Origin of the sequence: Streptococcus sp. 1032 (assembly GCF_013277015.1) — a bacterium.
Lineage (GTDB): Bacteria > Bacillota > Bacilli > Lactobacillales > Streptococcaceae > Streptococcus.
Genome location: NZ_VMMD01000015.1, coordinates 191,283 through 205,742 on the forward strand (window position 1 = coordinate 191,283; position 14,460 = coordinate 205,742).

General features: G+C 34.6%; 11 protein-coding genes. 4 read left to right on the forward strand and 7 right to left on the reverse strand.

Annotation, left to right across the window (positions count from 1 at the left end; translation table 11 throughout):
- Positions 1 to 246: 246 nt before the first annotated feature.
- The 5 genes from HT711_RS05590 to HT711_RS05610 form a co-directional block, all read right to left on the reverse strand.
- Positions 247 to 2,364, reverse strand: a complete 2,118-nt coding sequence (locus HT711_RS05590) for a peptidase domain-containing ABC transporter (protein WP_078156163.1) — start codon at positions 2,362 to 2,364, stop codon at positions 247 to 249.
- 11 nt (positions 2,365 to 2,375) lie between these two features.
- A complete protein-coding gene (gene lanM / locus HT711_RS05595) occupies positions 2,376 to 5,321 on the reverse strand; it encodes a type 2 lanthipeptide synthetase LanM (RefSeq protein ID WP_057487956.1) in 2,946 nt (981 codons plus the stop codon).
- Between the two features lie 313 nt (positions 5,322 to 5,634).
- Complete coding sequence (locus HT711_RS05600; protein WP_173249815.1) at positions 5,635 to 6,276, reverse strand: ABC transporter ATP-binding protein; 642 nt, start codon at positions 6,274 to 6,276, stop codon at positions 5,635 to 5,637.
- Positions 6,273 to 8,381, reverse strand: coding sequence for an amino acid ABC transporter permease (locus HT711_RS05605; RefSeq protein WP_050242663.1), 2,109 nt, complete (start codon positions 8,379 to 8,381; stop codon positions 6,273 to 6,275). Before HT711_RS05605 ends, HT711_RS05600 begins: the two co-directional genes overlap by 4 nt.
- A gap of 54 nt (positions 8,382 to 8,435) precedes the next feature.
- Positions 8,436 to 8,720: a lactococcin 972 family bacteriocin gene (locus HT711_RS05610; RefSeq protein ID WP_050242664.1), complete on the reverse strand. Its 285-nt coding sequence runs from the start codon at positions 8,718 to 8,720 to the stop codon at positions 8,436 to 8,438.
- Positions 8,721 to 9,102: 382 nt separating this feature from the next.
- Here HT711_RS05610 and HT711_RS05615 point away from each other — a divergent pair, with 382 nt between their 5' ends.
- A complete protein-coding gene (locus tag HT711_RS05615) occupies positions 9,103 to 9,993 on the forward strand; it encodes a helix-turn-helix transcriptional regulator (protein ID WP_001268180.1) in 891 nt (296 codons plus the stop codon).
- 442 nt (positions 9,994 to 10,435) lie between these two features.
- On the opposite strand, the gene HT711_RS05620 is transcribed toward HT711_RS05615, so the two are convergent.
- Both HT711_RS05620 and HT711_RS05625 read right to left on the reverse strand, forming a co-directional pair.
- Entirely contained in the window at positions 10,436 to 11,023 is a 588-nt protein-coding gene (locus HT711_RS05620; protein ID WP_001108794.1) for a hypothetical protein, read from the reverse strand.
- Positions 11,024 to 11,295: 272 nt separating this feature from the next.
- On the reverse strand, positions 11,296 to 11,916 hold the full coding sequence (locus tag HT711_RS05625) for a LysM domain-containing protein (RefSeq protein ID WP_000843460.1): 621 nt from the start codon (positions 11,914 to 11,916) through the stop codon (positions 11,296 to 11,298).
- A 241-nt stretch (positions 11,917 to 12,157) separates the two neighbouring features.
- Between HT711_RS05625 and sdaAB the strand changes: the two genes are divergently transcribed.
- From sdaAB to HT711_RS05640, 3 genes are read left to right on the forward strand one after another with little or no spacing between them, the layout of a single operon-like run.
- Entirely contained in the window at positions 12,158 to 12,829 is a 672-nt protein-coding gene (gene sdaAB / locus HT711_RS05630; RefSeq protein ID WP_000838912.1) for an L-serine ammonia-lyase, iron-sulfur-dependent subunit beta, read from the forward strand.
- Between the two features lie 8 nt (positions 12,830 to 12,837).
- Positions 12,838 to 13,710, forward strand: coding sequence for an L-serine ammonia-lyase, iron-sulfur-dependent, subunit alpha (gene sdaAA / locus HT711_RS05635; protein WP_112444492.1), 873 nt, complete (start codon positions 12,838 to 12,840; stop codon positions 13,708 to 13,710).
- A gap of 21 nt (positions 13,711 to 13,731) precedes the next feature.
- Positions 13,732 to 14,364 carry an HAD family hydrolase gene (locus tag HT711_RS05640; RefSeq protein WP_112444490.1) on the forward strand — a complete coding sequence of 211 codons (633 nt, stop codon included), beginning with the start codon at positions 13,732 to 13,734 and terminating at the stop codon, positions 14,362 to 14,364.
- Positions 14,365 to 14,460 lie beyond the last annotated feature (96 nt).

Sequence of the window (14,460 nt, forward strand, 5' to 3'; positions counted from 1 at the left end):
AATACAGGATTCAATCCTTAGCATAAATTAATAGTTCAACTTTTGAGGTCATTACACCTTGACGAAGTAGAATTCTTTTCAATTTTTACATTTTCCAATATTTTTAGTGAGTGATACTATAAAACTAAACCCCATACTTCTGAGACATAAGTTTATTCTTACTTTTCTTGGAAGTGTGATACAAATGATAAGCATAATCAACTCATTTAATGCAAAATAACTTAAACTTGAAATTTTTTATTAAAATTAATAATTCATTTGATAAAGTTGACTGTATAAACCATCTCTATTATTTAATAGCTCTCTATGCGTCCCTCTCTCAGAAATTTTTCCATTGTCCATAACAAAAATCTGATCAGAGTCAATAATTGTAGATAAACGATGTGCAATCAAGATTATAGTAATATTCTGCTCTTTAAATTTTCTCATTATTTGTTTTTCGTTTACATTATCTAAATAGCTTGTCGCTTCATCTAAGAGCATAATTCGAGGTTTCTTGACTAATGCTCTAGCCAAAATAATTCTTTGACGTTGCCCACCAGACAAATTCAATCCCATCTCCGAAACTAGCGTATGATATCCCATAGGCATATTTTGGATTTCATCGTGAATATTTACTAATTTACAAATTTCCTCTACTTCTTCTTGTGAAATAATATTATCACCTATAATATTTTCAAGAATAGTTTTATTAAAGAGTGTCATATCTTGAGGTACAATTCCAATTTGTTGACGTAAGTATTTTTTCTCAAATTTATCATAATCTATATTATCAAACAATATTTCTCCTGAACTTGCTGGATATAGACCAATTAATAACTTAGATAGAGTGCTTTTCCCAGAACCAGATGATCCGACAATTGCAACCTGCTCTCCTTGTTTTATTTCTAAAGAAATATTTTCTAAAACCTTTTTACTATCTTTTGTATATGAAAATGATACATTTCTTAATTCAATATCGCCTTTTAAATCAAATTTTAATTCTCCATTTTCCTCCATGTCTTCTTCTAAAATTTCAACTATCCTAGCTAAAAACGTTTTACTATTGTAAAATGATACTACTGTTTCAAAAATATTATTAGTTTTACTGAATAAAAGAGTACTTAAAGAATAAAGTGCAAATACACTTCCTATACCAACACTACTATTTGATTGTAAAGCAACAAACAGCAATATAAAAGGTGAAATAAATGTGATAATAGTAAATAACGAATTCACAAATCCTGAAAAAATTTCACTACATTTATATCTATATATATTTTTATCAAATAAACTCTTCCACTGCTTATATGTCTGGTCTTCAAAACCTTCCATTTTAATTCCCATCATAGAATAAACCATTTCAATCTGTTTATTCTGTAAGTCATTTTGAGAAATTATAAATGACTTATTTCTTTGTTCTAAACTCTGTCTGGTCAAGAATAATATAAAAAGATTCAAAAAAAACAATAGAACAGCTAATAAGGATATAATATAATTAAATCTAGCAAAATAGATTAAAATGCAAATAGCAAACCCTATATCTAAAATCCCAAGTATAAACTGATTTGTAAATAACTGTCTGATTCTAGACAAACCATTTATTGAGTAGATTAAATCTCCGCTACTTCTAGTAGAAAAAAATTTATAAGGTAACTTAAAGAGATTACTTATCACATTATTGTTTAGTCGCTCATCAATAGCACTTGTCAATATAATTGCAAAATATCTCTGGCACAACATGATAATAAAATATATGGAGACAAAAACTAAGAATCTAAGTAATAAATCGAATTGTTTAATAAAAACTCCCTTTGAGACTTCGTTTAAAATTTGTTGCATCCATAGAGGAAAAATAAAATTTACTCCATAACTACCTAGTGTTAAAAAAAGCAATGGAATAAAATATGGCCAAGTTTTTAACAACTGTTTATAAACTACTTGAAAGTTTTCTTTACTCTTTCTCCTAGATACTTGTGAACTATCTACTATACTGATTAGATACTCTGAAAAACCTTCTGAAAATTCTTCCAAACTATATCTAATTCTACCAAGTTCTGGATCGACAACCCATACAAATTTTTCGTTTACCTTCTCAATTACTACAAAATGTTTACTTTGCCATAAGGCAATTGCTGGAGTCAAAATTTTAGAGAAATTTTCAATTTGTTCTTTGGGATAACGAAACGACTTAATAGAAAATCCAATATTTTCTAATATATCAATTAAGTTTCCAAAATTTGTTCCATCCCTTCCTGTTTCCTGAATATTACGTAAATCTTTGACAGAAATCTCATGATCAAAATAACTTGATACCATTGCTACACAACATAAACCGCACTCTGTTTTTTGATGCTGTTCTATAAATGGTACTCTTCTCTTCATTACATTCCTCCTTAATTTAATAATAGCAATTCATTAAGACATTTTCTACCCGCCTTATAATTAGCCATCAATATTCCCATTTCACCTGTCAAAACACCCCAATCATCAGTTTCATAGGTCATTTTTTCTAATAAATATTGATTGCTTTCCTGATGTATCTCATTTTCAAATTGATTAGTTTGAACAGGTAAAATTGAATCCAAAATCACCAAATTACCCACATTCCCATGACAAATTGAATTATCCAAATTTAATCCATTAATTAGTATATCTCTGCTGTAATACTCCACTTCTTCCGATAACAACTTATCTGATAACCCATTAATTAACAAATAATGCTTAGCTTTTACAATACCAACAATACCATTACACCAGGAGTAGTATTTAGCATTTTTTCTTACTTTTAGAACTTTATTGGGATTTAGTTCCTCTCTCTCTTTCCTTAAATAGTCTTGTACACACTGAATAATCATTTTTCTAATATTTGAATCTGTACTTAAACTTAAACTATATTTATATAGCTGAACAATTACACCATAATTCCCGTGAGCATACCCTGGATCTTCTGAAATCCATACCCCTTCTTCGGCATATATTTTAAGCAGACGTTGAACAATTAGTTTCATCAACTTATCTGTCAAATTTAATATATCTAAATTTCCTTTAAATGTACTATTGACTTTCAATAAAACACCTAAAATACCAGAAATCCCACCGATAATATCTAAATTATCTAAATTTGAAACTATATCTTTAGTTCTAAAAATGGTTTCAAAGATACATGTTTCAATCTCCAAAGGAATATCTTTATTACTCTCCTTTAATACACACAATGCATATAGATAGCCATAAATTCCGGTAAAAGCTCCAACATTTTGATATGTAATATCAGAACTAAAATCCTTTATGTAGTTAACAGTGTATTTCATTACTCCAGGAAAAAGTTCTTCTAACTCCTTGATTTTTAAACTATTGATTCCAAGTAAAATGCCTGCTGTACCTGAATATAAATCATACTTCATAGGTGATATATCATAATTTTTATCCATAGCTAGCATTGCTAACCAGCTAATTTCGCCATTATGTTCAAACCTACTAGATAATAGTCTTTTTACAAATAATTCTCTTCCAAGATCTTTTCTTTTAGAAGGTTCAATATTTTTTACAAATAATTCGGTCCCCATAAAAGACATATTAATAATTCTCTTCTGACGAACTAAGTTTGAAGTAGATGCTATTTTTATTCTATTTAAAATTTTCTCTACAATACTTTCGCCCTCAAGTGATAAAATATATTCCTTAACTCCATTTGAAATATTATTATTAGATGAATCGGAATAAAAAATTGGGACATCATCATTTTTCAATTGATTAATCTCATCATGAATCATTTTACTATCAAATTCATTGGAAATATCACCATATTCACATAATCTAAGAAAATACATTTCAAAATCATAACGATTTTTTAAGAGTTCTGGGTGATGACTAGTCTCTAGTAACTGTACATATATATTGGTATTTCTATAAATGTATCTCGTTTCACAATTATTAAAATATTTCTTAATCATTTTTGAGATAACTGACTTATTATCAACAAAAATTCTATAAATCTCTTCAAATCCCTGTTGAACTTGAGGTAAATAATTAGAACAAGAGACATTCTCACCCTCGTATCTAACAGTACTGGGAAAGCTTCCAACCTCTTTAAAAACTTTTTCAATTCTGATTTCATCAGTGCCAACATTAGACAGCTGATGTGTTAAATAGGGAGATTCTCTTCTTGCACCAGAATTTAATGCACCTATTTCCATTCCTTTGTTATTATTAATTGAATATAGCGTCATTGGCAAAATACCTGTACTATATACTGAGTTAGCTACAAAGTCATACATTTTATGTATAGATGTATTAATTGTCTCATTTTCACTAAAATGAAGAATTGTTTCATTATCAATCAAATAAGGAAATCTCCCAGATGCTAATACATTTTCTCCATGATAATCTTTGGCACCAAACAAATGTAAAAATGCTAGAATTTTCCCCATATTTTCGAAATATATTTTTACATCTTCTAAAGTAGAACATTCTTGAATTTCAATCATTTCTACATAGCTATATCCTTTCTTAGTTAAAGTCTTAGGGATAAATAATGTATTCGAGATTCCAAATGTCTTTTCAAATTCTTCTGCAAATAATTTTAAATTAACATCCAATATCATATTACGAGGTTTATACACAATATCCTTATCTTTGAAATTTAATATACAAACTGTCTTGCCTTTAGAATGAGTATCACCTGCATTAAAATTAATTTTGGATAATTGTAAATTCGATACTTTAAAATAATTCTGAATATCTTGAATGTCGTCTTCTAAATTATTTAAAATTTCTTGAATATAAAAACTTATATTTTTTAATTTTTGATCTAATACCTCATATAACATTGGATATCTTTTATAAAAATCAACAATATATTCTTTATCTCGTAATAAAGTGTCTATATAGTATTTATATCTATCCTCACTACTCTCCCCCAGAAGTTTTGAATTTCTGCGTAAATCATTAATTTCTAAAACAACTGTACGATAACTAATATTCATACAAATCTCAAAAAAATATGTTTCAATACCTTCTATAAAAGTCTGTTTATCAGAAATATAATTCTTAGTTTCAACAATACTATAAATTTTTTGGACATATTTATAACACAATGGTTTATATAAATCTAACCAATTGATTCTAGTCTTAAGCCTTTGCTGTGGAGTATATAACATCCATTCACCTTGTTCTAGCGCTTCTTCAATAAATAAATCTTTACTTTCATCATAGTCATTATATAGTTGTTCCCATTCATTGAGCCCTTTCCCTGAAACATTCTTTAAAAATGTATCTAACTCCTGAGAATTATTGACATTATTAAATAGTTTTATCCATTTATCTGTAATTGCTGACATAGTAATTCCTCCTTATAATTACTTTAAGATTATCAAATTTTCAAGTAATGGTAATGAGTATTCTATGCACTTTTGAGATTGAGAGACCCAATTTGTAAAATTAAACTAGACAGAAAAAGTCATCTATGTTAGGCTCAGATAAACACCACATTTGTCTGAAAGAAACTAACATAAATGACCTATACTCAATAAATAGAATTCCTAGGAAATCATCGAATTATCAATCACCCTACCAAGTTTTTCTGAGTTACATGAAAAATCTAACTTAATTTGACAATTTAGTATTCACTCAGTCAAAATAAGCAGAACTAACTCATTTCCCCTCGCCCAATTCAATGATACGATGACATTGTTGGGCTACATAAGCATCGTGGGTCACAATAATGACTGTTTTCCCCTCGCGATTCATCTCTAAGAGAAACTTCAAGACCAAATCTCTATTTTCAGGATCCAGAGAACCTGTTGGTTCATCGGCTAAAATCAGCTGGCTGGGTTTTAAGATGGCTCTAGCAACTGCAATTCGTTGTTGTTCCCCACCAGACAACTCGGAAACCTTTTGATACAACGTAGCTGACAAACCTACTCTCTCTAAAATTTCTTCCACCTTTTTGAGCTTGTCTTTCTTAGACAATTTCACATATTTCAGTGCCAGCATAAGATTGTACTCGACCGTTTCATCATCAATCAGGGCAAAATTTTGAAATAGATAAGAGATATGTTCACGGATTATTGTTTGTGACTTGGCAGAATTAACCGCTAGATTTGTCTGGTCAAAAATCTCATACCGTCCGCTATAATCACCATCTATCAAACCTAATAAATTTAACAAGGTCGACTTACCACTACCACTCTTGCCAACAATGGCTACCAAATCCCCCTGATCAATCCTGAGAGATAAGTTATCCAAAATCACTTTTCCCCCAATGGTTTTGGTAATATTTTTCAACTCAATCATAAGATGCCCCCTTTCAATAACTCTACTAGACTTCTTTTCTCCATCCTAGAAGCCAAGCCTAGCACAAATAGTATATCCAAACATGTAAAGCCTGCAAACAGCAGGAGTGGCAAGAGCGCATGGGCAAAGAAAATCAAGACTAGAAGAGGCAGACTATAGCCCAGCAAGAGCAGAACGAGGAGAGGACGATAGCGATCGACCAGTTTCCACCCCATAAACTTCTTGGTAATGATATCCCTGCGCTTCAACAAGAAAGTAGTAACGAGTAAAAAGTAGGAAATCATCATGCTAAGGAGACCAAACAAAGCAAAGAGTATATTAAGATTTCGAACTGCATCTCGATAAGAATCCACTTTCTCTTGTTGAATGGCTTGAATCGATGAAAATTTTAAATAATTCCCATCTGATAATTTCTCAACTAACTCCGTAATCACTTTTTGATTTTGTTCTGTATTTTCAACTTTCATCGGGTTGTTTAAACCTGTCGTTGACAAGCGAGTCTTTTCTTCCCACATCATGTCTTGATCATTTACTAGACTAATGATTGGATTGTGGAGATTTTCCTTTCGCTCATTATTATAAGGGAAGAAAGACCAATCTCCTTCATAGTAGGCAATTTCTACATCCATATCTTCTATTGTTTGCTTTTGCTGATCTTCATACCTCAGAGAAAGATAGGCGATGGATTTTCCCAAGAATTGATTCTTGCCTTCTTGTCCTTTGTCACTGGCTGGCATCAAAATAACTTTTTTAGTGCCGGTATCTGGTAACTTGAATCCCTTGCTCTTTAGAAAATTGCTATTAGCATAGTAAACATCTACCTTATCAGGCAGTTGGTAGTTCTGCACTTGTTCAGCTTTGATGACTGGTTTGATAGAAAGACTCGCACTTCGCACATAGTTTACTTGTATTTTTGCTAGCAAGTCTTGATAAAATTGGTAGAAATAATCTGTAGATTTCCCTGACCCTGCTAGCTCTTCTTGCCACAGATTATCATTGAGTTTGAAGGTTTCCAAGGTCAGGTAATTTCCTTGGCTTACCCACTGTTGCTGATAAGCAAGTTCTTTGTTTTCTTGTTCTAGACTTCTGCCCACCCCAATCAGTAAGGCCGTCAGTAAAATAGTTGTCCCTATTTTCATCACATAATTGAAGATGAGACCAAGTTTGACAGATGAAAAACCTTTCAACATGGAACTGACTGTCATTTTCTGAATCATCAGGTAGGTCAGCCAACTGATGAACAAATATAACTGTAAAAGCAGAAATTGGGATAAGAGTAAACTTGGGAACAGAAGTTTTGGCCTGTAGTCCAGCACTAAAAATAGTCCCAAGTCAATGACAAGACTTCCACCCAAGAGAAGATAAAAATTAGTCTTTACAAAACCAGCTAAAATCGCCCCGCTTTGAAAACCAAGTAACTTTTGAACCCCCACTCGTTTCATCTCCATCATCGGCTGATAAACTGTTACTAACACAAGAAGTAAAATAGCCAAGACAAAAACAATGGCAGATAAAAGCAAATCTCGATTTATGACTTCCACTGCACTTTTATAGGTAGGCTCTAGCAAGGTAGCCTGGTCTATCTTGAAAAAATCGCTCCATTTCTGTACAATCCTATCCTTATCCATCTCTTGTGTAGAAGTTATCGTATAGCGACCATTTAAACTACGAGATGTATCCTTGATATAGGTTTGAAAAGTTATAAGCTGAATAGGCTTGGCTTTTAGAAAGGTCGGTATCGTATCAAGTTTATTAGAAATTTCTTTATTACTGTAGACTCCTTCACCATCTGTGGTAAAATCAAGAGAAGAAATCCCAAACTCTTGGTAGGGGAAGGTATCTTTATCAAAAACACCAGACTTGATTACCTCATCACCACTGTCTGTTTTGATGATGGAGACTTTGTACTCCTTTGATACATCCTCAAAAAATCGAAGAACAGACGCTGCAGGTTCGTTAATATCTTTCAAATACAAATCCAAAGAATCTACAGTCTTTCCCATTTCCCGAATCCGAACCGCTTCACGTGTGTAGTTTACATTAAAAACAAAAAAAGTGGTACACAGCAACAGCAGAAACATACAAAGATGACTGATTTTTTTCATAAAAGTACCTCCACTAAAGTTCTCCCTCTCCTAATAGAAGAGGGAGAATTTCACTTAAAATCCATAGAAATATTCCATTCCTGTTGGTGGAATTTGATTAAGGGCAGCTTTAGCCCAAACCTCGGGATCTTCACGATCCTTAGAGATTCTACCTCCATGCTTAACAGTTGCTGTATGAGATCGAGTAGAATGTAAATAATCAGAATATCCAAAAGTTCCTGTCCAACCTACTCCATAGTTCCATTGACCACCATCAACCCATACTGCTAAAGCATTTGTAGTAGCAAGTATACCACATACCATTAAAGATGCAACACCAATTTTAACTAATTTTCTCATGATTTATTTCTCCTATTATTGAGAGCTGTTCCGTAAAAACAGCTATAGTAATTTATCAACAAGTATCGTAGTCCATTGGACTCACCTTCCTTTCATTTTTACAACTAGCGCATTATATCGGCCAGTTCCATGGGAAAACCGTAGCAATGCTGAATAAGAAAGCAAGAAGAACTAAAAAGCGAAAAACTTTTTTATTCATACTTTTTCCCTCCTATCTGTATTTTGTATCTATAGTATACCTCTTCTTTATTCTATTTTAAAATTAGTTAACTTTTTTCACACATTATTTTAGTTTTCTTTTTTACTATTCCTGTTATTATGATACAATATTTTTAATAGGATTTTATTATTTGTTAACTTTTTTCACGAAAAGGAGAAAATTATGCGTTATGATTTCGGAAAGGTCTATAAAGAAATACGCGAGTCAAAAGGATTGACCCAAGAAGAGGTCTGTGGAAATGTCATCTCAAGAACCAGCCTATCAAAGATTGAAAGCGGCAAGGTAACTCCCAAATATGAAAATATGGAGTTTCTTCTCCGGCAAATCAATATGAGTTTTGAAGAGTTTGACTATATCTGCCATCTCTATCAACCAAGCCAACGAACAGAAATCATGCAAACCTATCTCAATATGAGCTCAATTCTAGGGACTAGTGAACTCGAAAAACTATTTCAAAAATGCCAAAACTATCTCAAGACCCGCCACGACCTACCTATAGAAGAAATCAGGGATATGCTGGAAGTTGTTATTTATCTCCGTCAACATGGGACTGGGGAACTGTCAGATCAAGTGAAACAGACTATCAAAAATCTTTGGGAAAAAATTGAAAAACAAGATACATGGTATGAAAGCGACCTAAAAATCCTCAATACCATCCTTTTCAGCTTTCCCATCGAACACCTCCATCTCATCACTGGAAAAATATTGCAACGCCTAGAAGTCTATAAAAACTACCAACATTTATATGACTTACGAATGGCAATCCTACTCAATCTGTCCACCATTTACTTATACCATCAAGACAAAAACATGTGTCAACAAATCTGCTATACTTTACTAGAGGATGCCAAGAAAAAGAAGCACTACGATAGGCTTGCTATCTGCTATGCCCGTATCGGGATTTGTAGGGATGACGCTAGACTTATCCAAAAAGGTTTCTCACTTCTGGAGCTGACCGAGGAAACTTCTATGCTGTCTCATCTCAAAAAAGAAGTAGAGACCTATTATCAACGGAAGGAAAGAGAAAAGGGCTTAGAAAAAACTAACTTCTAAATAAAACCACACTGTAATTCCAATCTTGAATACAATCAAGTTGAAAGGAATACCCTGTGGTTTTTAAATTTTTGAAGTTTCATAGGTCAGTTTGTTGGATAACGTTATAAGAAAATTCAGGCTCATCAATAGAAATCTTAATCCCCCTACTACTATCTGTTTACCTCTAATATATTCTAATTTTCTTTAATCAGTGCAACCTCTTTTTATTTTTTACTAAATTTTAAGTAGGTGTAAATAAATCCTGCACTGATAGCCAGAGTTGTCCACCACTTAAAATCAATATGCAAAAGTGAAAAGATTAGAAAATTGATGATTAGCGAGGCTAAAATATAAATAATGATTAAAATTTTATTTTTCATAGGAATTGCCTTTCTGAATGGATTCTAGTATTTACAGCTTATCTGTAAAGTTTACAATAAGCCGCTAGGGCAATTGTCTATCAGAATGTCCTTTTATCTGTCAATAATCCTAGAAAATCTTGTCGTTTCAAGTCTGAGAAATGTTTGGTAGAAAGACTTCCTTTTTGAAGTCCATCATCTCTAACCTGCAAATAATAGCTATGTTGGCTTGTTTTAATTGTCAAAAAATCGCCAAATACAAAAAATTTTTTCCAGTTACGAATCTCAAATTCTTTCATCTCTGATTTTGGAATGCGGATAAGGCCTTGTCGCAAATCACGATGATGCTCACTTGTGAAAGTCATCCCATTCCCAATATTTCTTATCAGTAGTTCATCTGGAGTTACCATCACCAACGCTATTTTAGTTAAGAAAATTTCAACTGTTGGTGGTAAAATCGCCAAATCAAACCAAGGATGTAGGTAGCGATAGGCTAAGAAATAATGAGGCTCCTCACCCAATCCTAGTTGTTTATATAAGTCCTTGACCTCACTATCTAACCTCGCTTCAAAAGACACATCCGAATGCTCTTCTTCCTTCCTCTGATTAAAATAACGCATCCAGACTAGGAAACCTATAAAGACTAGGACAAATATTCCTGATAAAAGATATTTTAAATTGTAGTTCATCACTTAACCTCCTGATTAACTTTTCCGCCTAAAACAGAGGCCTATCTATTTTGAAAATAGTTCCATAACAACTTTAAATAAGACTGGTAGTATTGTATCAAACTAGAATTCTTTCTTTTCTAGCTACATCATAATTCTTTGCTGAATACAAAGTTAAGGGCACTGCATTTGTTAACGCTTACACAACTCCTGCTTTACCTATATTATAAATCAACATATATAACCTGTCAAGTAATAAAAAAAAGAGCCATTCAAAGCTCCTTCCCTATTTCTTAATACCAGCCATTGTTAAGCCAGAAGTTTTTAGCGGCTGTCCATGAACCGTAACGTCCTGCAACGTAGGCATCTGCTACACGTTCTTGGTTTTCAGCTGAGTAGTCACCGTTCAAGTATGAATCTGTCAATTGGTAACGTCCGATATAACGTCCGTTTGTAGCTGTGTAGCTACCGCCTGATTCTTTTTGAGCGATCCATTCTTTGGCTTCTGCTTCAGATCCGCTTACAGTTGAAGCAACTGTTTCTTCTGCTACTGCTTCGCTTGCTACTGGAGTTTCTTCCACTACTTCTGTAGTTTCTGCTACTGGAGCTGAAACAGTTTCATCTTGAGCAGCTGGTGCTGCATAAGTCGTTGAAGCTGGTGCTACTGGAGCTGCTGGACCGTCGATAACCAACTCTTGACCAACATAAATCAAATGAATGTTGTCGATGTGGTTGTTTTCTGCCAATTTTTCAACTGTTGTGTTGTGAGTTTCAGCGATTTCTGAAAGTGTATCACCTTCTTTAACTGTGTAAGTTGATGATTCTTGAGCAGATACAAATGATGGAGCAAATACTGCAAACAAGGCAGCTACTCCTGCAAGAGTTGTTTTAATCTTTTTAGTTGTTGATTTCATATTTGAAAATTCTCCTTCTTTCTATACTTCTATCATACCCTTTAAATATTACTGTTTCTTGACACTTTTATGTAGAAATATTACAAAATTATTTTTTATTTCCCTAAATAAGGTGTTTTTTGTCATAAAAGATACTATTTTTATGCTATTTGAGGTATTAGAAAGGTTTTCATCCGCAATTAAAGCCAAGACCCTCATTCTTTGATATAATAGAGATAAGAATTTTTATAAGGGGAAACTGATGAAATCACTTCGTTTTCAATCTGTCTTTGATATCATCGGACCAGTTATGATTGGCCCATCTAGTAGCCATACAGCTGGTGCTGTTCGTATTGGGAAGATTGTCTCTTCCATTTTTGATGATACTCCGACAGAAGTCGAATTCCAACTTTTTAACTCATTTGCCAAGACCTATCGTGGTCACGGAACAGACCTAGCCCTTGTTGCAGGTATTTTAGGCATGGATACAGATGATCCTGAAATCCCAAATAGTCTGGAGATTGCCCACAAGCGTGGCATCAAGATTGTCTGGACCATTCAGAAAGACAGCAATGCTCCTCATCCAAACACCACTAAAATTACCGTTAAAAATGCCCACAAGACCATCAGTGTGACTGGTATTTCTATCGGTGGAGGAAATATTCAGGTAACCGAACTCAATGGCTTTGCCGTCTCTCTCAATATGAATACACCGACTATCATCATTGTTCATCAAGATATTCCAGGTATGATTGCCCTCGTAACAGAAGCCCTTTCACGCTATGGTATCAATATCGCCCAGATGAATGTCACTCGTGAAAAAGCTGGTGAAAAAGCTATTATGATTATCGAAGTTGACAGTCGCAACTGTGATGAGGCTATCGAAGAAATTCGAAAAATCCCTCATCTCCACAATGTCAATTTCTTTAAATAGGAGGAAGCATGTTTTATTCTATCAAAGAATTGGTCGAGCAAGCTGATCTGGACTTTCAAGGAAATGTCGCAGAACTCATGATTACAACAGAGTTTGAATTGACCGGTCGCGAACGTGAAGAAGTCTTCCTTCTCATGGAACGCAATCTGGAAGTCATGAAAGCCTCTGTCCAACTTGGCCTCAATGAAAATAAATCTCGTAGTGGCCTGACAGGTGGAGATGCTGCCAAACTGGATCACTACATCAAAAACGGAAAAACTCTGTCAGATTACACAATTCTCTCTGCTGCCCGAAATGCTATCGCAGTCAATGAACACAATGCTAAAATGGGCTTGGTCTGTGCCACTCCGACCGCTGGAAGTGCTGGCTGTCTGCCTTCCGTTCTCACTGCTGCTATTGAAAAATTAGACCTCAGCCACGAGCAACAGCTGGATTTCCTCTTTGCTGCCGGTGCCTTTGGACTAGTCATCGCAAACAATGCCTCTATCTCAGGTGCTGAGGGTGGCTGTCAGGCCGAAGTCGGCTCTGCCTCTGCTATGAGCGCTGCCGCCTTGACTCTGGCTGCAGGCGGGACACCCTATCAAGCCAGTCAAGCTATTGCCTTTGTCATTAAAAACATGCTGGGCCTCATCTGTGACCCTGTGGCCGGTTTGGTCGAAGTTCCCTGTGTCAAACGCAATGCCATGGGAGCTAGCTTTGCATTTATCGCAGCAGACATGGCCTTGGCAGGTATCGAATCTAAAATCCCTGTTGATGAAGTGATCGATGCCATGTACCAAGTGGGTTCAAGCATGCCAACTGCCTTTCGCGAAACAGCTGAAGGTGGACTTGCTGCCACCCCTACTGGTCGTCACCTCCAAAAAGAAATTTTCGGAGAATAAGCTTATCAAATAGGAGAAATCATGACCTCTATCTCAGCTATCTTTTTCGATCTGGATGGAACCCTCGTTGACAGTTCTATCGGGATTCACAATGCCTTTACCCATACCTTTAAGGAGCTGGGGATACCTAGCCCTGATGCCAAAACGATTCGTGGTTTTATGGGACCACCTCTCGAAAGTAGTTTTGCGACCTGCCTGCCTAAAGAACAAATTTCTGAAGCCGTGCAGATATACCGTTCTTACTACAAGGAAAAAGGTATCTATGAAGCTCAACTATTTCCTCAGATTGTAGACTTGCTTGAGAAGCTATCGAGCAAATATCCTCTTTATATCACCACTACAAAGAATACTCCAACCGCTCAAGACATGACTAAAAACTTGGGAATCTATCATTTCTTTGATGGCATTTATGGTTCCAGCCCTGAAACACCTCATAAGGCAGATGTCATTCGCCAGGCCTTACAGATACATCAACTAGCACCGGAACAAGCCATCATCATCGGAGATACCAAGTTTGATATGCTGGGAGCTCAAGAAACAGGCATTCAGAAATTGGCCGTCACTTGGGGATTTGGGGAGCAAGCAGACTTGCTAGACTATCAACCTGATTATATCGCCCACAAACCATTAGAAGTTTTAGGGTATTTTCAATAACATAGACTGGGCAACAACCCCATTTCAGAATAAAATGAAGTAAATCTATACATAACAAAACGCATATTACCAAGGTTCTTCTGTACTGACCTGATA

Excerpts from the sequence above, each read along its gene's own strand:
- HT711_RS05590 (WP_078156163.1), bottom strand. The coding sequence starts at position 2,364 with ATGAAGAGAAGAGTACCATTTATAGAACAGCATCAAAAAACAGAGTGC.
- lanM (WP_057487956.1), bottom strand. The coding sequence starts at position 5,321 with ATGTCAGCAATTACAGATAAATGGATAAAACTATTTAATAATGTCAAT.
- HT711_RS05600 (WP_173249815.1), bottom strand. The coding sequence starts at position 6,276 with ATGATTGAGTTGAAAAATATTACCAAAACCATTGGGGGAAAAGTGATT.
- HT711_RS05605 (WP_050242663.1), bottom strand. The coding sequence starts at position 8,381 with ATGAAAAAAATCAGTCATCTTTGTATGTTTCTGCTGTTGCTGTGTACC.
- HT711_RS05610 (WP_050242664.1), bottom strand. The coding sequence starts at position 8,720 with ATGAGAAAATTAGTTAAAATTGGTGTTGCATCTTTAATGGTATGTGGT.
- HT711_RS05615 (WP_001268180.1), top strand. The coding sequence starts at position 9,103 with ATGCGTTATGATTTCGGAAAGGTCTATAAAGAAATACGCGAGTCAAAA.
- HT711_RS05620 (WP_001108794.1), bottom strand. The coding sequence starts at position 11,023 with ATGAACTACAATTTAAAATATCTTTTATCAGGAATATTTGTCCTAGTC.
- HT711_RS05625 (WP_000843460.1), bottom strand. The coding sequence starts at position 11,916 with ATGAAATCAACAACTAAAAAGATTAAAACAACTCTTGCAGGAGTAGCT.
- sdaAB (WP_000838912.1), top strand. The coding sequence starts at position 12,158 with ATGAAATCACTTCGTTTTCAATCTGTCTTTGATATCATCGGACCAGTT.
- sdaAA (WP_112444492.1), top strand. The coding sequence starts at position 12,838 with ATGTTTTATTCTATCAAAGAATTGGTCGAGCAAGCTGATCTGGACTTT.
- HT711_RS05640 (WP_112444490.1), top strand. The coding sequence starts at position 13,732 with ATGACCTCTATCTCAGCTATCTTTTTCGATCTGGATGGAACCCTCGTT.